Origin of the sequence: uncultured Streptomyces sp., assembly GCF_947488945.1 — a bacterium.
GTDB lineage: Bacteria > Actinomycetota > Actinomycetes > Streptomycetales > Streptomycetaceae > Streptomyces.
Map to the genome: position 1 here is coordinate 37,204 of NZ_CANLBS010000023.1, position 17,399 is coordinate 54,602.

The window sequence follows — 17,399 nt, forward strand, 5'->3', positions numbered from 1 at the left end:
CGGCTCCGGCTCCGGCTCCGGCTCCGGCTCCGGCTCCGGCTCCGGCTCGGCCGAACGGGTGGTGCCGGCGGGTGAATTCCCCGGCGCGCGCGGGCTGCGTACCGCCGCCCGATGACACGGATCGGCTCGGGCTGGGTACTTACGTGTGCATGACGCCATCCGCCACGTACCGGCTCCAGCTCCAACCGGACTTCACCTTCGCGGCCGCCGGGGACGCGGTTCCCCACCTGGCCTCGCTCGGTGTCTCGCATCTGCACCTCTCCCCCGTGCTGGAGGCCGTACCCGGCTCACGGCACGGGTACGACGTGGTGGACCCGACCCGGGTCCGGGACGAGCTGGGCGGTGAGGAGGGGCTGCGCCGGCTCGCCGCGACCGCCCGCGCGCACGGACTCGGGCTGATCCTCGACATCGTGCCGAACCACATGGCGGCCTCGCCGCGCCACAACCCCGCGCTGCGCGAGGTGCTGCGCGTGGGACCGGACTCGCCGTACGCCCGCTGGTTCGACATCGACTGGGCCGCGGGCGGTGGCAAGGTGCTGCTGCCGGTGCTCGGCGGCCGGGTCGGCGACGAGCTCGGCCGGTTCACCGTCGACGGCGAGGTGCTGCGCTACGGCGAGCAGGAGTTCCCGCTCCGGGCCGGGACGTCCTCGCTGCCGCTGCCGGAGCTGCTGGACGCCCAGCACTACCGGCTGGCCTGGTGGCGGCTGGCCCGCACCGAGCTGAACTACCGCCGCTTCTTCACCGTCTCCGAGCTGATCGGCGTGCGGATCGAGGACCCGGAGGTCTTCACCGCCACCCACGCCAAGGTGCTGGAGCTGATCGCGGACGGCGTGGTGGACGGGCTGCGCGTCGACCACCCGGACGGACTGGCCGACCCCGGCGCCTATCTGGACCGGCTGGCGGCGGCCACCGGCAGCCGGTGGACGGTGGTGGAGAAGATCCTCACCGGACAGGAGACGCTGCCCGCCGGCTGGGCGGTCGCCGGCACCACCGGCTACGACGCGCTGCACCGGATCGACGGCCTGTTCACCGACCCGGACGGGGCCGCCGAGCTGGTGGGCCGGTACCGGGACTTCGCCGGGCCGCCCGAGGACCGCGGCGGCTACTGGCCGGCGACCGTCCGGCGCGCCGCCGAGCACGTGGTGGAGCACGAGCTGGCGGCGGAGACCGCCTGGCTCACCCGGCTGGCCACCGAGGTCTGCGCGGCCGACCCCGCCCTGCGCGACCACGCGCCGTGGGCGCTGCGCACCGCACTCCGCGAACTGCTGGTCCGCGTCCCCGTCTACCGCCCGTACGTCACGGCCGGCGGCCCGGTGACGGAACTCGCGGAGTCCGCGCTCCCGGAGTCAGCGGTGCGCGACGCGAAGGCGGCGTTCGACGTGCCGGAGGAGGCCACCGCCGTCGAGGTCGTCCGGGAACTGGCGCTGGGGCGGCTCGGTGACGGCCCGGCGCAGGCCGCTTTCTGCGCCCGGTTCGCCCAGACCGCCTCGGCGCTGCACGCCAAGTCCGTGGAGGACACCGCCTTCTACCGGTACGTCCCGCTGATCTCCGCCACCGAGGTGGGCGGCGACCCCGGCCGGCCCGCCGTGGCGCCCGAGGAGTTCCACGCGTTCAGCGCGCGCCTCGCGCGCGACTGGCCCGGCACCGGCACCGTGCTCACGACGCACGACGCCAAGCGCAGCGGGGACGTGCGCGCCCGTGTCGCGGTGCTCTCGGAGTGCCCGCGCCGCTGGGCGGAGCTGGTGGACCGGCTGGCGAAGGCCACCGGAGTGCTGCCGCCCGATCCCCAACTCGCCTGGAACGCGTGGCAGTCGGCGTTCGGCTGCGCGGACCTCGACGCCCACGAACTGGCCGGCCGGCTGGAGCCGGCCCTGCTGAAGGCCGTCCGCGAGGCGGGGCTCTCCACCACCTGGACCGAGCCCGACCCGGCGTACGAGCGGGCGGTGTCGGACTTCGTGGCGGCCGGTCCGGGCAGCGCCGAGGGGCCGGTGCGGGAGCTGCTGACCGGCTTCGCCCGGGAGCTGCGCCCCCATGTGCGGGCCAATGTGCTCGGCGCGGCGCTGGTGCACCTGACCATGCCGGGCGTGCCGGACCTCTACCAAGGCACCGAGGACGACTATCTGGCGCTGGTCGACCCGGACAACCGCCGCCCGTTCCGGCGGCCGGGCGGGGAGCCGAGCGAGAAGGCGGCGCTGACGGCCGCCGCCCTGGATCTGCGCTCGCGGCTGCCGGAGGCGTACGGCGAGTCGGGGACGTACGCCCCGCTGGCCGTGCGGGGCCCGGCGGCCGACCATCTGCTGGCGTTCGCCCGCTCCGGGGAGGCCGTCACCGCGGTCACCCGGCTGTCGCTGCGGCTGGCGGAGGCGGGCGGCTGGCGGGACACCGTGCTCACCCTGCCGGACACCGGGCGCTGGGCCGATGTGCTGGCTCCGGAGCGGGAGTTCACCGGTGGCGAGGTCGCGGCGGCGGAGCTGTTCGCGGCCCGGCCGGTGGCGCTGCTGCGCCGGGTGCGGGAGGGGTAGCGCGCAGCCGGGCGGGCGTCGGCCCGCCCGGCCGGTCGCCGGGGCGGGCGTCAGCCCCGCTGCGGCGGGACCGGGGCGGTGAGGCGGAAGCTCATCCGGCCGAAGCTGACCTGGTCGCCGTCGCGGACCGGAACCGCGCCGGTCACCCGCTGGCGGTTCACACAGGTGCCGTTGGTGGAGCCGAGGTCGCGGATCATCCACCAGCCGCCGTGCGCGGTCAGTTCGGCGTGCCGCCGGGAGACCGTCTCGTGGTTGAGCCGCAGGCCGTTGCCGGGATCGCGGCCGATCAGCAGCGGCGCCGGTCCGGCGGGCGGCAGCAGCAGCCTCGGCAGCCGTTCGGTCTGCCAGGCCATCCGGATCCGGGAGGGAAACCCGGAGACCTCTCCGACTGCCCGGTACAGCCGGCGCGACCACGGCTCGCGCGACGTCAGGTCCGCGGTGAGCGCGGCGAGTTGGTCGGACCGGTGCGCGGCGAAGGCGAGTTCCATGCGGCGCACGAACGTGTCGTGGGAGAGCCGCCCCTGCGCCGCGCCCTCCCGGAGCACGTCGAGCACACGGTCCCGCTGGGCGTCGGACACCCGCGCGGGAGTCGTGCTGGGCTCGAAGGAGGACGTCACAGTGCCGATTGTCGGGCCGAGGCCCCCGCACTGTCCAGAACGGGCGGCGCCCGGAACGGCCGGTCCCCGCGGAACACCGGCTTCCGCGCTCGGGTGCGTACGGCTCCCGGGGAGTCCGGTCCCGGTCGCGGGCCGTGTCACGTATGAGCGGGACGCGGCCGGGAAATGATCAGGTCCGAACGGCCTTCGCCGGGGAACGGGCGGGCTCCGGCACGGGGAGGCCGCGGCGGCGCGCCCGGCCGATCATGGGACCACCCGGCCCTTTCATGCGGACGACGGACGAGGAGTGGCGGATGCAGTTCGAGGTGTGGGCCCCGGACGCGGCGGCGGTGGAGCTCCGGCTGTCCGGTGCGGGCGTGCCGATGGAGCGCGACCCGGCGCGTGCGGGCTGGTGGACGGCGCAGGCGGAGGCCGCCGACGGCGACCGGTACGGCTACTCGCTGGACGGCGGGCCGGTGCTGCCCGACCCCCGTTCGCGGCGGCAGCCGGGCGGCCCGGACGGGGAGAGCGCGGTGGTGGACCAGGACGCGTACGCCTGGGCGCATCCGTGGCCGGGGCGCGGGCTGCCGGGCGCGGTGCTGTACGAGCTGCACGTCGGGACGTACACCGGCGCGGGCACCTTCGACGCGGCCGCGGACCGGCTGGGCCATCTGGCGGAGCTGGGCGTCACCCATGTGTCGCTGATGCCGGTCTGCCCGTTCCCGGGCACCCACGGATGGGGGTACGAGGGCGTCTCGCTGTGGGCGGTGCACGAGCCGTACGGCGGGCCGGAGGGGTTCAAGCGGTTCGTGGACACCGCGCACGGCCTCGGGCTCGGTGTGCTGCTCGACGTGGTGCACAACCACCTCGGCCCGTCCGGCAACCACCTGCCCGCCTTCGGCCCGTACTTCACCGACACCCATCACACCCCGTGGGGCTCGGCGGTCAATCTGGACGCCCCGGGGTCCGACGAGGTCCGGGCCTACCTCCTCGGCAGCGCGCTCGCCTGGATGCGCGACTTCCGCCTCGACGGGCTGCGGCTGGACGCGGTGCACGCGCTCGCCGACACCCGCGCGCTGACCTACCTGGAGGAGCTGGCAGCGGCCACCGACGCGCTGGCCGCGGAGCTGGGCCGGCCGCTGGCGCTCGTCGCCGAGTCGGACCTCTGCGACCCGCGCACGACGACCCCGCGCGCGCAGGGCGGCCTCGGGCTCCACGCCCAATGGAACGACGACTTCCACCACGCGCTGCACACCGCGCTCACCGGCGAGTCCCAGGGCTACTACGCCGACTTCGCCGCCGCCCCGCTGGCCGCCCTGTCCAAGACGGTGACCCGCGCGTTCTTCCACGACGGCACGTACTCCAGCTTCCGGGGGCGCGTGCACGGCCGCCCGGTCGACGTGTCCCGGTCCGCGGCGCACCGGTTCGTCGGGTACGCGCAGACGCACGACCAGATCGGCAACCGGGCGCTCGGCGACAGGCTGGCCGCCTCCCTGTCGCCCGGTCTCCAGGCGTGCGCCGCGGCCCTGGTGCTGACCGGGCCGTTCACCCCGATGCTGTTCATGGGTGAGGAGTGGGGCGCCCGCACGCCGTGGCAGTTCTTCACCGACCACACCGACCCCGAGCTGGCCGAGGCCGTACGCAACGGCAGACGAAGGGAGTTCGGGGCGCACGGCTGGGCCGAGGAGGAGATCCCCGACCCGCAGGACGCCGCCACCCGTGACCGTTCGTGCCTGGACTGGACCGAACCGGACCGCGAGCCGCACGCCCGGCTGCTCGACTGGTACCGCGAACTGATCGCTCTGCGGCGCACCTTGCCCGATCTGCACGATCCGGACCTGGCCTCGGTGAAGGTCGCCCACGACGAGGACGCCCGCTGGCTCGCCTACCGCCGGGGCGACGTGCGCGTCGCGGTGAACCTGTCGGACGCCGAGGCCGTCGTCCCGCTCGGCGCGCCCCGGCACCGAGGCGACGGCGGCAAGGTGCTGGCCTCCTGGGGCGAGGTGTCCGCCCCGGACGCCGACGGACTGCTGCGCCTGCCGGCCGAGTCGTGCGCGGTGCTGTTCGACGGGTGAGCCCCGCACGGGGGGCCCGGACGGGGGCCCGGACGGATGGACGTGTGAGGCGGCCGTGCGGGAGGCCCCCGGCCTACTCCACCACCGCCAGCTCGCGGGCGGTGGCGTTCAGCCGGCGGCCACCGTCCTCGGTGACGGTCACGATGTCCTCGATCCGGACGCCGAACCGCCCCGGCAGGTAGATGCCCGGCTCCACGGAGAAGCACATGCCGGGCACCAGCGGCCGCTCCTCGCCCTCGATCATGTAGGGCGGCTCATGGGTCGTGACGCCGATGCCGTGGCCGGTGCGGTGGATGAACCGCTCGCCGTACCCGGCCTCGGTGATGACGGCGCGGGCCGCCCGGTCGACGTCCTGGCAGGCCGCGCCGGGCCGCACCGCGTCGCAGCCGGCCCGCTGGGCCTCCCGGACGATGTCGTGGACGCGCTGCTCCTCGGCGGTCGGCTCGCCGACGTGCACGGTCCGGGAGGTGTCGGAGCCGTAGCCGTGCTTCAGCCCGCCGAAGTCGAGGACCACCATGTCGCCGCGCCCGATGGTCCGGTCGCCGGCCTCGTGGTGCGGGTTGGCGCCGTTCGGGCCGGAGCCGACGACGGTGAAGTCCACCTGCTCGTGCCCGTACCGGGTGAGCAGGTCGGTGAGGTCCGCCGCGATCTCCGTCTCCCTGCGGCCCTCGAAGCGGACCTTCAGGATCTCCTCGTACGTGGCGTCGGCCGCCGCGCCCGCCGCCGCCAGCCGCTCCAGTTCGGCCGCGTCCTTCACGGCCCGCAGCATCGGCAGTACCTCGGTGAGCGAGGCGTACGCACTGCCGGGCAGCCGCTGCTGGATGCCGAGCAGGTGCATGGCCCAGGCGTTGTCGCTGATGCCGTAGCGGCCGGCGGCGTCGAGGAGCGGGACGGTCACGTCGTACGGGTTCTTCGCGTCGGTCCAGTCCCGCAGGGTGAGCGCGGGCGCGCCGACGGCACGTTCCGCGTCGGGCGCCTCCAGCGTCGGGACGACCAGCACGGGGTCCTTGCCGGGGGCGAGCACCAGCAGGGTGAGGCGCTCGGTGCCGATCGGCTGGTACCCGGTGAGGTGGACCAGGTCCGGCCCCGGCGCGACGAGCAGCCCCGCGAGCCCGGCCTCCCCGGCGGCGTCGGCGGCCCGTGCCATCCGGGCCCGGTAGACCTCGGCCGTGAAGGGCTGGGGCTGGTTCGGCTGGTCGGACATACGGGCCTCCTGGCGACGCGTGCGGAACGGGGCGCGCACCCGTCCGCCGGGCGCGCACCGCACCCAGCATCCTCCCGCGCGGGCGGCGGGGACGCGAGCGGGTGCGGGGCGGCCGCCGGCCCGCCCCGAGGAATGACATCCCGGGGCAGGCTGATGGGGGCGGGGGAGGCCGGACCGGTCAGCTGAGGAGGGCGATGCGGATGGCGCGCTCGACGTGGTTCGCGGTGTTGGCGTGACCGTCGGCGTTGGGGTGGACCAGGGTGGCGCGCTTGTTGACGAGGGCGCAGTTCAGCGCGCCGACCTTGGCGGGCCAGTAGTCCGCGGCGTCGCCGCAGACACCCTCCACCCACTTCTCCTGCGCGGGCTGACAGGCGTCATGGCCGACGCTGGAGGAGTAGACGTCGACGTAACGGTCGCCGAAGAACCCGGACACCCGCTGGATCGACGCGTTCAGCCTCTCCAGGACCTCGTCCCGGAGCCAGTCGACGTCGGCGTGGGAGATCGCGCCGACCTCGGTGAGGGCGAGGCGGTTGCAGTCGCTGCTGTCTTCGGGCAGGACCGCCGGATAGCCGACGGTGATCACTTGGGCGTTCGGTGCCGCGTCGTGCACGTGGGCCAGCATCTCGATGTACTCGCCCTCGACCCGCCGGAGCTTCTCCTCGATGCTCTCCTCCCCCTCCGGCGGGTTGGTGTAGTGGTCGCGGCAGGACTTGCCGGTAGCACCGTCGTTGAGGCATCTGAGGAGAATGCCGCCGAAGGGAAGGCTGTTGCCCCCGATGCCGACGGTGACGACGTCGGTCTCGTCGTTCAGGCCGGCCCTCTTGATCTGCGTGTCCACCGCCGGCCAGCCGTCCGCGGGGGGCTGGACCAGGCTGATCGGCGTCTGCTTGACGGTGGCGATGTTCTCGACGGTGGCATTGCCGCAGCTGACGTTGGTCAGGTCGACGGGCCTGCCGGGCGGGAACTCGGCGAGCTCACGCTCGACGACGTCGGGGTAGGCGTCGGTGGTGCGGTCGCAGCCGTCGCGCGAGGCGTCGCCCAGCGCGGGCAGCGGATCGCCCACGAAGCCGCCGGCGGTGTACGAGTCGCCCAGTGCGGCCCACGCGTACGGATCGGCGGCCGCACCGGCGGAACCGGCGGGCACGAGTGCGGCGGCGGCCAGCGCGAGGCCGACGGCCAGGGCCCGCGGGCGCAGGCGGGAGACAGGGTGTCGCATGGATCCTCCAGGATCGGCGGAAGACGCCCCGGGCCGGAAACTGCCCCAGGACGGAGGCACCTCGTCAAGATCATCCATGCCTTCCCACCACCCTCCCGACAAACCGGAGCACAACACTCCGATCGAGCTAAATGGTCAGATCTTTCGCCCGGCGCCCCGCACACCCCGGCGGTCGCACGCGGGACGCTTCCCGCGCGCCCGACGACGCCCTGCCCAAGGGCTGCCTGGTCAAGGACGCCGCAGGTTGGCCCGCATCCGGTCGACGTCCGCCGTCCCCTCCCGCACCACGAGGTCGGCGCGGGCCCGACTCCGCTCGACCAGGCGGGCGTTGGGCTCGTCGGAGCGGGCCACCCATGCCTCGGCCGCCGGGCGCGGGCGGCCGAAGCGGACGTGCCGGGCGACGAGGCGTTCGACGCGTACCGCGGGGTCGAGTGCGACGTACCAGCTCTCGTCCAGCAGCCCGCGCACCTGTCGCCACGGACCCTCGTCGTGCAGCAGGTAGTTGCCCTCGGTGATCACCAGCGGGACGTCCGGCTCGACGGCCACGGCTCCGGCGAGCGGCTCCTCCAGGGCACGGTCGAAGCGCGGGGCGTAGACCGTTCCGGCCGCGGGCCACTGGCGCAGCCGGTGCAGTAGGGCGACGTACCCGGCCGCGTCGAAGGTGTCGGGAGCGCCCTTGCGGTCGGCGCGGCCCAGCCGCTCCAGCTCCGCCCCGGCCAGATGGAATCCGTCCATGGGGACGAGGACGGCGAGCGGGCCGAGTTCCCCGACGAGCCGTTCCGCCAGGGTGGACTTACCCGCTCCGGGCGGCCCGGCGATGCCGAGGACGGCACGCGCGCCGGGCACGGCGAGACTTCGGGCGCGGGCCACCAGCCCGGAGATGTCGCTCAGGTCCATGCGGTGCATTGTGGTCCCGGCGGCGGACCGCGCGTTAGTGTTACGTATAACCAATCCCTGGCCCGTCGTCCGGTCCGGTGCGTCGGCGTCACCGCGCCGCCGCCCTCCCCCGCCGTCGAGGTCCGCCGCCCAGGTCCCGCCCCCGAGGAGCCGTCATGTCGCACATCCCCCTGGTCACGCTGGTCGTCCGCGACTACGACGAGGCCATTGCCTTCTACCGCGACGCCCTCGGCTTCGCGCTGGTCGAGGACACCGACCGGGGCGACGGCTCGCGGTGGGTGGTCGTGCGGCCGCGCGGTGCGGGCGAGGGCGCCGGGCTGCTGCTGGCGCGGGCGAAGGACGAGGCCCAGCGCGCGAGCGTCGGCGCGCAGACGGCGGGCCGGGTGGGGTTCTTCCTGCACACCGAGGACTTCGCCGCCGACCACGCGCGGATGTCGGCCGCCGGTGTGCGTTTCCTGGAGGAGCCGAGGCACGAGACGTACGGCTCGGTCGCGGTCTTCGAGGACCTGTACGGCAACCGCTGGGACCTGCTCCAGCCCGCGTGACGGGGGCGACGCGAAAGAGTCGAGCGTCGGCCGGGCGAAGCTCCGGCCTGCCCGCACCCAAGCCGGCTCGCCCTACGGCGAGTTCCGCACCGCGTCCCGTGACCTGGACCGCCACCCGGACCGCCGCCCGGACTAGAATCGGGGGCGGCATCGCGTGCCGGTCACCGTCCGGGTGAGGCATGGAGGCGCCAGGACATGCCCGCAGGAGGCATTCCTTGTCGGTCGAGTTGAACCACACCATCGTCCACGCCCGGGACAACCGGGAGTCCGCGCGGTTCTTCACGGAACTGCTCGGTCTCGACATCACAGCCGAGTGGGGCCCGTTCGTCGCGGTGGCCCTGAGCAACGGCGTCACGCTGGACTTCGCCACCGTCCCCGCGGACACCATCACCCCGCAGCACTACGCATTCCTGGTCTCCGAGACGGAGTTCGAGGCCGCGTACGCCAGGATCGAACGGCTCGGCGTCGAGCACTACGCCGATCCCCACCGCAGGCAGCCCGGCACGGTCAACCACAACGACGGCGGCCGGGGCGTGTACTTCATGGACCCGGCGGGCCACGCCATGGAACTGATCACCGTGCCGTACGGCGGTTGGCCGGCCGAGGCGCGGTAGCCGCCGCCCGGGTTGCCGCGCCACCCGGCTAAGGGGCCGGGTGGCGCGGCCCGCCCGGCGCCTCGATGCGGGCCGGCACGTCGAATCGCCCTCGCTCAGGCCTCGCGGGCCGCGACCGCCCCTGGGCCGAGGGCCGTCGCTCGTCCCGGAACCCCCGTGCGCCCGGCCCGCGCGGGCCCCGCCCCGCCCCGCTTCCCGACCGCTCCAGGCCACCCGTCGGCCGCCCGCACGCCCGGCGCCGGCCGGTACGGGCGGCCTCGCGGGCGTACGTGGGTCGCGGGGGCCGGACCTTGATAGCGTCGCCCCCACACGACTGCCGGGCCTCTCCCCGCCGGCGTCCTGGGTGGGGAATTTCGGGGATGGTCGCGGCAAGGACGAGAGAGCCGACAGATGAGCCTCGCACAGGTGCACTACACCTCCGCCGCACCGGGGGACGACGGAACCCGCGGCCGGTTCACCGCGGTCGCGCCCGGCATCTCCTCGGCCCTCCTCGCGGAGATCGAGCCACTGCTCGGCTACGAGGCGCCCGAGGACGCGCCGTTCCTGCCCACGGACGCCGAACTCCGTTCCCTGCCCGAGGCGTTCACCTACACCTTGCTCGCCGACGGCGGCCGGATGGTGTCCCGGACCGTGCCCGTGCGCAGCGACGGTTCGGGGCCGCCCCGCTTCCACTCCCACGCGGTCTTCGTCCCCGCGGGCGGGCAGCTCCCCGGCGACCGGCTCCCCATCACCGCGTGGCGCTCGCCGCGCTGGGTCGCGGTGACGCCCGGCGGCGCGATACCCGACCCGCTCGGCGGCACGCACGCGGCCCTCGGCCTGGAGCGCGAGGCGCTGGGCGATTTCGCCGTGTCGCGCGGCCCCTGGCTCACGGGCGTCTTCGCCGACCTGCGCCGGGCCTGCGCCGGGTCTTCCGGCGGACCCTCCGGCGGCTCTTCCGGCGGCGGCGAACAGGTGGTGCTGGTCGAACGGCAGAGCGCGGACGTGGCCCGGTGGCTGGGCCTGGCAGCCTCCGCACTGCCGCCGGAGCACGCGGAGCGCCTGACCTTCACGACGTACACCCGCAGTCCCCGCACCGCCCCGCAGCGGGTACTCGGGGTGCTCCCCCGGGACGCCGAGGGGCTGGCGGAGGCGGGGCTGCACGTCCATGTGTGCACCGGCCCCCGCAGCCGGCCCCTGAGCGGCCCCGGTGACGCGTGGGCGGAGACCGCCGCGCTGGTGTGGCGCAACCGCGCCCCCGAACTCTTCGCCGAGGCCCGGAAACTGCATGGTGAACCCTTCGCCGCCGGCCCTCTCGCCGTGACCGCCCTCGGCGCGGGCATCGCCCTCGGTTCCGCCGAGCGCGCCGCCGCCGCCCGCTGGGCAGCCGAGCGGCCGTACGCGCTCGACGCCAAGCAGACCGCCCGGCTCGTGGACGCCCTCACCGCCCCCGGGCCGGGCGACCGCAACCGCGACGAATTCGACGCCGTGGGGCGGCTGTTCGGCGCCCTCGACGGCCGCGCCCCCGCCTCGGTGACCGCTCCGCTGGCCGCGATGCTGGCGACGGAGGCCGTGCGGGGCGGCAACGACTCCCTCGAACTGCCCGGCCGGGACGCCTTCGACGGCCCGGAGGGCCGGGCCGTCGCGGAAGCGCTGGGACCGGAGATCCGCACCGAGCTGAGCGGTCCCGCTTCCCGGCCCGAGGTCGCACGGACCATCCAACTCCTGCGTGTGGCAAAGCTCTTGGACGTCGACTGCGCCGATCTTCTGCCGGACGCGATACGCCGGCTGGCGCCCGCGATGCTGGGCGGCGACGCCGAACCGGATTGGGGCCCCGCCCTGTTGGAACTGCTGTACGAACAGTTCGACGTGCGTACCGCCCTGCTGGTCGCCCTGGACGAGCTTGCACCCACCGAACCGGTGCGGGTGGCCGCCCTGTTGAGACAGGTCGAGCTGCCCTTCACCGGTTCGCAGTCACTGCCCCACCTGCGGATGTGCGCGGCGTCGGCGGAGGCCAGGGCGAGCTGCGGCGAGGACCGGGCCGCCGCCCTGCACCGGGTGCTGCGGGCAGCGGGACTGTCGCCCTTCGCGGAGCCCTTGGTGCTGCGGACGGCGGTGGGCCTGGTGTGGGACGACCGTGCGCCGACCGCGGGCGAGGCGCGGCTGGTGCTGGAGGCCGCCACGTCGGACACCCACCGCGCGGCGGGCACCTGGTCCCGGCTCGTGGACGCGGCCCTGGCCGCCCCCGCCGACGACGAGGACGCGACGGAGCTGGCCCACGAGGTGCTCCAGGGCTTTCCCCAGCAGATCGGCGGCCGGGTACGTTCGGCGCTGCTGCTGCTCGACTTCGCCCGAACCATGGGGAGTTCGGCGTCCGTGTCGGCGGAGGGCGGCGATCGGGGCGGCGATCCCGCCGCCGAGACGGGAGAGCCGCCGTCCGCCGCGTCCGGCTGGGCGGAGTACGTCCGCTCGCTGGCGTCCCGCGCCGAACCGCTGGAGGCGGCGGTACGCGAGCACGCCTACGGCGCACTCGCCCGCCGCCTGCTGACCCCCGGCCGCCCCGAAGCGGAGATGTACGCCTTCGTGCACACCGACGACCCCGGCCTCCTGGCGGCGTACGCCCGCGAGGCGCGGGAGGCGGCGGTGGGCGAACGGCTGCGGGTGGACGCCGGATTCACCGCCGACTGCTACCTCACCTGGAGCACCCACCCGCACGCGGGCGACCACTGGACCCGCACCGCGTCCGCCCTGCTGGAGGACGTACTGCGCCCCGCCGTACGCGCCCTGCCGGCCGAATCGCTGGCGGCCGTGGAAGCGGCGATCGAGCAGGCGGGCAGCAGCGGCCGGACCGAGTCCTTCCGCGCCTGGAACCGCCGCCCGAGCCCACTGGGCCGCCTCGGCCGCCGCATCGCGGGACGGGTACGGCGGGGCTGAGCGCGGGGGCGCGGAACTGTTGACTCGTGGGGCGGCCGGTGACCATGATCATGGTGGCGCCGCAGAGTGCGGACGAGACGAGACGGAGGCGGGACCTTGACCCGGGCCCCTCGCGATGAGTTCGACGTCGTGGTCGTCAGGACGGACTACGGCGACGACCGGGCGTGGCACGCACTGGTGGCGGCCCTTCGGGGCCCCTCCGGGGAGCACGGGTTCGAGGCGCACGTACACCTCGTGGACGAACCGGCCTGGGAAGGGGCGACCACCGATGCGGTGCGTGCCGCGTTCCGAGCCGAGGAAGACCTGTCCGTCGTGTTCGTGGCCGACCGGGTGAGCATGCGGACCGAAGAGCACCCGCTGCTCGCGCTGACGCTGGTGACGCGGGAGGACTGCGCGGACGACGAGGAGTACGAGGAACTGACGGAGTTCGGAACCTCGTTCCGTGCCTCGCCCGCAGCCGCGGACGAGATCCACGCGAACCTGAGCATCGCCAACTTGGGGTTCGAGGACTTCGCGGCCGCCGCCCACTATGACCCCGAGGGGATCTGCCGGGCCTCGGCGAGGTAGGGGCCGCCGCCCGGACGGCCGACCGTTCCGTCCCCCCCACGGGCTCGACGGCGTCCCGGCCCGGATCGATCCCCGGTCGGCCACGGCGCGTGCGACAGGCCGACGCTGCGCACCAATGCAGACCTATGGGGCATTCGTGCCATATTTCGGGTGAATCCCCGCACAGGCATCGAAAGGCATCCCATGAAGATCGCGGTCGTCGGCGGTACCGGGCTCATCGGTTCGCGGGTCGTCGAGAAGTTGAACGCCTCCGGGCACGAGGCGGTGCCGCACGCGCAGTCCACCGGCATCGACGTCATCAGCGGCCGAGGGCTGGACGAGGCGGTGACCGGGGCGGGCGTCATCGTCAACCTGACGAACTCCCCCACTTTCGACGCGGCCTCCTCGGACTTCTTCCGCACCTCCATGGAGAACCTGCTGGTCGCCGGCCGCGAGGGCGGTGCGGGTCACTTCGTGGTGTTGTCGATCGTCGGCGTCGACCGGGTCCCGGAGCTGGACTACTACCGGGCCAAGGTGCTCCAGGAGGAGATCCTGGCGGCCGGTCAGATCCCCTATTCGATCGTCCGGGCCACCCAATTCATGGAGTTCATCGACGCGGTGCTCTCCTGGACCACCGAGGGCGACACCGTCCGGCTGCCCGCCACGCCGATCCAGCCGATCGCCGCCGAGGAGGTGGCCGACGCGGTGGCCGAGGTCGCCGTCGGCGCGCCGCTGAACGGGGTGCGGAACGTCGCCGGGCCGGAGGTCTTCGCCCTGGATGAGCTGGGCCGGATCACCCTGGCGCACCGGCCGGACGGACGTTCCGTCGTCGCCGACCCCGAGGCGGGGATGTTCGCCGCCGTCCGGGGGGACGTCCTCACCGACGAGGACGCCCGGCTCGCCCCGACCCGTTACGCGGACTGGCTCGCCCGCACCTGACCGCTGCCGGTCAGCGCCCGAGGACGTCCGCCGCCCGAGGGTCGCGGCCCATGAACGCCACGAAGCGGTCCACGGCCGGGGCGTCGGCGGCGACCGGCACGACGTCGCCGAACGCCTGGCCCGGCCCCCGGTACCGCGGGGGCAGGGTGCCCTCGGCGCGGGCGAGCACCGCCGCACCCTCCTCCTCGGTGAACGGGACCGGCTGGCCGGTGGCGACGGCCAGGTCCCAGCCGTGGGCGAGGTATTCCATCAGTGTCATGTCGAGCACCATGGGGGCGGGCAGTTCGCTGCCCCCGGTGACGGCGACCTTCCGGTCCGTGCCGTACGTGCGCCACCCTTCCAGCAGGCCGGCGGCGGTCGCGCGGAACTCGCCGGCCGGGTCGTCGCCGCAGACGTGGGCGGCCGCGTCGCCTTCGTACGTCCGGCCGTGGCAGCCGGCCTCGAAGACGCCGAGCCAGCCCACGATGTGGTTGCGCAGCGTCTCCACGTCGTACTCCGGGCACGGGGTGGGAGCGGACAGCTGGTCGTCGCGGACGCCCGCGACGAGGTCGCCGGTCTTGGACAGGATTCCGGACAGCAGATCGATGTCGTTCATGCCGCCGACCCTAGGAGAGCGCGGGCCGGGAGCGCTTGAAGAAACGCGACACGTGCGCCGCCCGCCCGTCAGCCGGAGTCGGCGGTGATCACCAGCCGGTCGGAGACGGCCTCGTACCCGATGCGCCGGTAGACGCCGTTGCTCGTGGGGTTGGCGAGGTCCGTGAAGAGCAGCACCTCCCGTGCCCCCTCCTCCCGTGCCGCCGCGCTGACCCTGGCCGTCACCGCCGCCGCGTACCCCCGGCCCCGGTGCTCCGGCGGGGTGTAGACGGTGGTGACCCGGACCATGCCCGCGAGCCGGGGCGAGAGGCCGGCGAGCGACACCGGCTCGCCGTCGACCTCCCACAGCGTGAGCCCGCCGCGCGAGACGCGTTCGTCCACGTTGGTCCTGGCCCGGCCCGCCGGCTGCCCGATCTCCTGGCCGAACGCATGGATCCAGTCGACGAGCAGGTCCCGGTCGGCGAGCGTGGCCACCCTGCCCCGCCCGGCGGGCGGCGGGGTGGGCGGCACCAGTGTCCCGAGCCGGTAGAGCCGCAGCTCTTCCTCCACGCGATGGCGGGGCCACCGGGCGGTGAAGACCGTGGCCGTCCCACGGTCGGCGTTGACGCCCGGCAGCGCGAGGGCGTCGAGCAGTGCGACGGCCGCCTCGGGGGCCGACGCGCCGAGGATCGGCGGGAACGGCGGCGTCTGCACCAGGGTCCCGGCGACCTCGCCGTCCGGCGCACACCACCAGCCGAGCAACGGCGGCTCCGTGCCGTAGGCGCCCGGCCCGGTGTCGCGGAGCTTGGCGGTGACGGTCAGCAGCAGTGTGTTCTCGGCGGGCCGGGCGGCCAGGGCCGCTCCGGCCGCGTCGAGGAAGACGGTGACGTCCTCGGTGAAGGTCCAGGTCATGTCTCATCGTGCCGGGCCGGCTGCCCCGCGGGCACCCGCTTTTCGGGCGCGGGGGCGAGACCGGGAGCGGGCCGGTACGGGAGATCGAGTTCCGCCCGGACCGTCTTGCCGGGCCCGCCGTGCGGTGCGCGGTCGAGCACGGCCCATCGGTCGGCCAGCGCCTCCACGATCCGCAGCCCGCGACCGCCGTCCGCTTCGGCGTCAACCGGCTGTGCGGCGAGATCGCCGGGTCCGGGCGGCAGCCGCTCCCCCTTCGTGTCGGTCACCTCGATCCGCACCACGCCGAACGGCCGCTCGTCGCCGGGTACGTACGTGAGCCGCAGCTCGAAGTCCCGCCCCGGCACCCGGCCGTGGGTGACCGCGTTGGCCGCCAGTTCGGCGACGATCAGGGCCGCCGACTCCGAAGCGTCACTGCGGTAGAGGACGCCCCAGTCGTTCAGCTCGTGCAAGGCGAGGTGGCGGGCGAGCCGGGCGCCGCGTGGCGTCGAACTGAAGCGCTGAACGAACACAGGTACGAGCGCTGCCACTTGGCCGGGCAAGAGTGTTTCCATGCGGCCACGTTGGCCCGCGCGCGACGCCCCTGGCCAGATCACCGACCCGTACGCTGTGTCAGCGTACGGGTGCCGGGGGTGGACGGCCCGCATCACCGTCCGTGACCATGGTCGGGCTGCCGATCAGGCGGTGTTCAGGCGCGCGGGAGGTGGCCGTACATGACGGACGGCACGGTGGGAACGACAGGGGCCGGGGGCGGCGGGGAGCCGGAATCCGCAGACAGCCTCAAGGTGTTCGGCGAGGTGGTGAAGGTGTTCCGCAAACGTGCTGGGCTCACCCAGGAACAACTGGCCCCGAGCGTGCGGTATTCGGTCCCGACCATCGCCTCCATCGAGCAGGGCCGCCGGTTCCCGCCTCCTGCCTTCATCGACCGGGCCGAGGAGGTATTGGACGCGTTCGGAACCATTCGAGCGGCTGCCAAACACCTGGGGCGTAGGCCTGGACTGGCCAACTGGTTCCGCCAACTTGCGCAGTTGGAGACCGAGGCGATCACGATGTACACGTACGAGTGCCGGACGGTACCCGGCCTCCTACAGACGGCCGCCTACACCCGCGCCCTCGGCTACAGCGTTCCACCGCTGCCCTCTGCGGAACTGATCGAGCAACGCGTGGCGAATCGCATGGCGAGGGCCGAGCTGCTCTCCGTCCAGCGTGTACCGGCCGCCGACTTCAGCTTCATCATGGAGCAGGCCGTGCTGGAGCGGCGCACCGGCGGGGAGGAGACCACTCGGGAACTGCTGGACCATGTAGTGCGGGTGGTCGATGAACATCCCAATGTGGAGTTGCAGATCATGCCCCTGCGGCAGCCCGTGCACTCCGGAATCGACGGCCCTTTCCAATTGCTGGAGATGCCGGACCACCGATGGTTCTCCTACACCGAGAATCAGAATACCGGCCATCTCGATGCGGCCCCGAAGACCATCAGCTACCTTCAGCAGCGCTATGCCAGGATGCGCTCGCAGGCTCTCACTTCGGCAGACTCCCTGGCCCTGCTCAAACACATGCGAGGAGCGCTATGAACATCCCACAGCTGTCCTGGTTCAAGAGCAGCCGCAGCGGCGGTGAAGGCGACTCCTGCGTCGAGGTCGCCCTGTCCTGGCACAAGTCCACCTACAGCGGCTCGCAGGGCGACTCCTGCGTCGAGGTCGCCGCCTGCCCCGCCGCCGTGCACGTCCGGGACTCGAAGGTGGACGAGGGGCCGCAGTTGGCTTTCGCACCCGGCGCCTGGTCGCACTTCATCGGGTACGCCGCGCGAGGCTGAGCCCCGGCCCGCACCGCCCCCCGGGCACCCCCGCGGC

The 17,399-nt window shown here is 74.1% G+C and carries 16 protein-coding genes; 9 read left to right on the plus strand and 7 right to left on the minus strand.

Annotated features, from left to right (window positions below; translation table 11 throughout):
• The first annotated feature begins 149 nt into the window (after window positions 1-149).
• Window positions 150-2,522 (plus strand): malto-oligosyltrehalose synthase, encoded by a 2,373-nt coding sequence (gene treY / locus Q0994_RS28405; protein ID WP_299540109.1) that lies wholly within the window; start codon window positions 150-152, stop codon window positions 2,520-2,522.
• A 50-nt stretch (window positions 2,523-2,572) separates the two neighbouring features.
• Here the strand turns inward: treY and Q0994_RS28410 are convergent, their stop codons facing one another.
• A complete protein-coding gene (locus Q0994_RS28410; protein WP_299540111.1) occupies window positions 2,573-3,139 on the minus strand; it encodes a DUF1707 and FHA domain-containing protein in 567 nt (188 codons plus the stop codon).
• A 293-nt stretch (window positions 3,140-3,432) separates the two neighbouring features.
• Between Q0994_RS28410 and treZ the strand changes: the two genes are divergently transcribed.
• Complete coding sequence (gene treZ, locus Q0994_RS28415) at window positions 3,433-5,193, plus strand: malto-oligosyltrehalose trehalohydrolase (protein WP_299540114.1); 1,761 nt, start codon at window positions 3,433-3,435, stop codon at window positions 5,191-5,193.
• A 73-nt stretch (window positions 5,194-5,266) separates the two neighbouring features.
• On the opposite strand, the gene Q0994_RS28420 is transcribed toward treZ, so the two are convergent.
• The 3 genes from Q0994_RS28420 to Q0994_RS28430 all read right to left on the minus strand — a co-directional run bounded on the left by Q0994_RS28420 (window position 5,267) and on the right by Q0994_RS28430 (window position 8,510).
• Window positions 5,267-6,397 carry an aminopeptidase P family protein gene (locus Q0994_RS28420; RefSeq protein ID WP_299540117.1) on the minus strand — a complete coding sequence of 377 codons (1,131 nt, stop codon included), beginning with the start codon at window positions 6,395-6,397 and terminating at the stop codon, window positions 5,267-5,269.
• A gap of 178 nt (window positions 6,398-6,575) precedes the next feature.
• Complete coding sequence (locus Q0994_RS28425; RefSeq protein ID WP_299540120.1) at window positions 6,576-7,613, minus strand: SGNH/GDSL hydrolase family protein; 1,038 nt, start codon at window positions 7,611-7,613, stop codon at window positions 6,576-6,578.
• A gap of 228 nt (window positions 7,614-7,841) precedes the next feature.
• Window positions 7,842-8,510 carry a nucleoside/nucleotide kinase family protein gene (locus Q0994_RS28430; protein WP_299540122.1) on the minus strand — a complete coding sequence of 223 codons (669 nt, stop codon included), beginning with the start codon at window positions 8,508-8,510 and terminating at the stop codon, window positions 7,842-7,844.
• Window positions 8,511-8,665: 155 nt separating this feature from the next.
• On the opposite strand from Q0994_RS28430, the gene Q0994_RS28435 reads away from it, so the two are divergent.
• The 5 genes from Q0994_RS28435 (at window position 8,666) to Q0994_RS28455 (ending at window position 14,064) form a co-directional block, all read left to right on the plus strand.
• Window positions 8,666-9,055 carry a VOC family protein gene (locus Q0994_RS28435; RefSeq protein ID WP_299540125.1) on the plus strand — a complete coding sequence of 130 codons (390 nt, stop codon included), beginning with the start codon at window positions 8,666-8,668 and terminating at the stop codon, window positions 9,053-9,055.
• Window positions 9,056-9,270: 215 nt separating this feature from the next.
• Window positions 9,271-9,669: a VOC family protein gene (locus tag Q0994_RS28440; RefSeq protein WP_299540127.1), complete on the plus strand. Its 399-nt coding sequence runs from the start codon at window positions 9,271-9,273 to the stop codon at window positions 9,667-9,669.
• A 390-nt stretch (window positions 9,670-10,059) separates the two neighbouring features.
• Window positions 10,060-12,579: a GTPase-associated protein 1-related protein gene (locus Q0994_RS28445; protein WP_299540130.1), complete on the plus strand. Its 2,520-nt coding sequence runs from the start codon at window positions 10,060-10,062 to the stop codon at window positions 12,577-12,579.
• Window positions 12,580-12,675: 96 nt separating this feature from the next.
• A complete protein-coding gene (locus Q0994_RS28450; protein ID WP_299540132.1) occupies window positions 12,676-13,146 on the plus strand; it encodes a DUF6924 domain-containing protein in 471 nt (156 codons plus the stop codon).
• A gap of 183 nt (window positions 13,147-13,329) precedes the next feature.
• Window positions 13,330-14,064, plus strand: a complete 735-nt coding sequence (locus Q0994_RS28455; protein ID WP_299540134.1) for an SDR family oxidoreductase — start codon at window positions 13,330-13,332, stop codon at window positions 14,062-14,064.
• A 10-nt stretch (window positions 14,065-14,074) separates the two neighbouring features.
• On the opposite strand, the gene Q0994_RS28460 is transcribed toward Q0994_RS28455, so the two are convergent.
• The 3 genes from Q0994_RS28460 to Q0994_RS28470 form a co-directional block, all read right to left on the minus strand.
• Window positions 14,075-14,659, minus strand: coding sequence for a TIGR03086 family metal-binding protein (locus Q0994_RS28460; protein ID WP_299540137.1), 585 nt, complete (start codon window positions 14,657-14,659; stop codon window positions 14,075-14,077).
• A 68-nt stretch (window positions 14,660-14,727) separates the two neighbouring features.
• Window positions 14,728-15,549: a GNAT family N-acetyltransferase gene (locus Q0994_RS28465; protein WP_299540140.1), complete on the minus strand. Its 822-nt coding sequence runs from the start codon at window positions 15,547-15,549 to the stop codon at window positions 14,728-14,730.
• The gene (locus Q0994_RS28470; protein ID WP_299540142.1) at window positions 15,546-16,100 is read right to left on the minus strand and encodes an ATP-binding protein; all 555 of its coding nucleotides are present in this window, start codon (window positions 16,098-16,100) and stop codon (window positions 15,546-15,548) included. Before Q0994_RS28470 ends, Q0994_RS28465 begins: the two co-directional genes overlap by 4 nt.
• Window positions 16,101-16,259: 159 nt before the next feature.
• Between Q0994_RS28470 and Q0994_RS28475 the strand changes: the two genes are divergently transcribed.
• Both Q0994_RS28475 and Q0994_RS28480 read left to right on the plus strand, forming a co-directional pair.
• A complete protein-coding gene (locus Q0994_RS28475) occupies window positions 16,260-17,120 on the plus strand; it encodes a helix-turn-helix transcriptional regulator (RefSeq protein ID WP_299540144.1) in 861 nt (286 codons plus the stop codon).
• Window positions 17,117-17,362 carry a DUF397 domain-containing protein gene (locus tag Q0994_RS28480; protein ID WP_299540146.1) on the plus strand — a complete coding sequence of 82 codons (246 nt, stop codon included), beginning with the start codon at window positions 17,117-17,119 and terminating at the stop codon, window positions 17,360-17,362. Before Q0994_RS28475 ends, Q0994_RS28480 begins: the two co-directional genes overlap by 4 nt.
• Window positions 17,363-17,399: the final 37 nt, after the last annotated feature.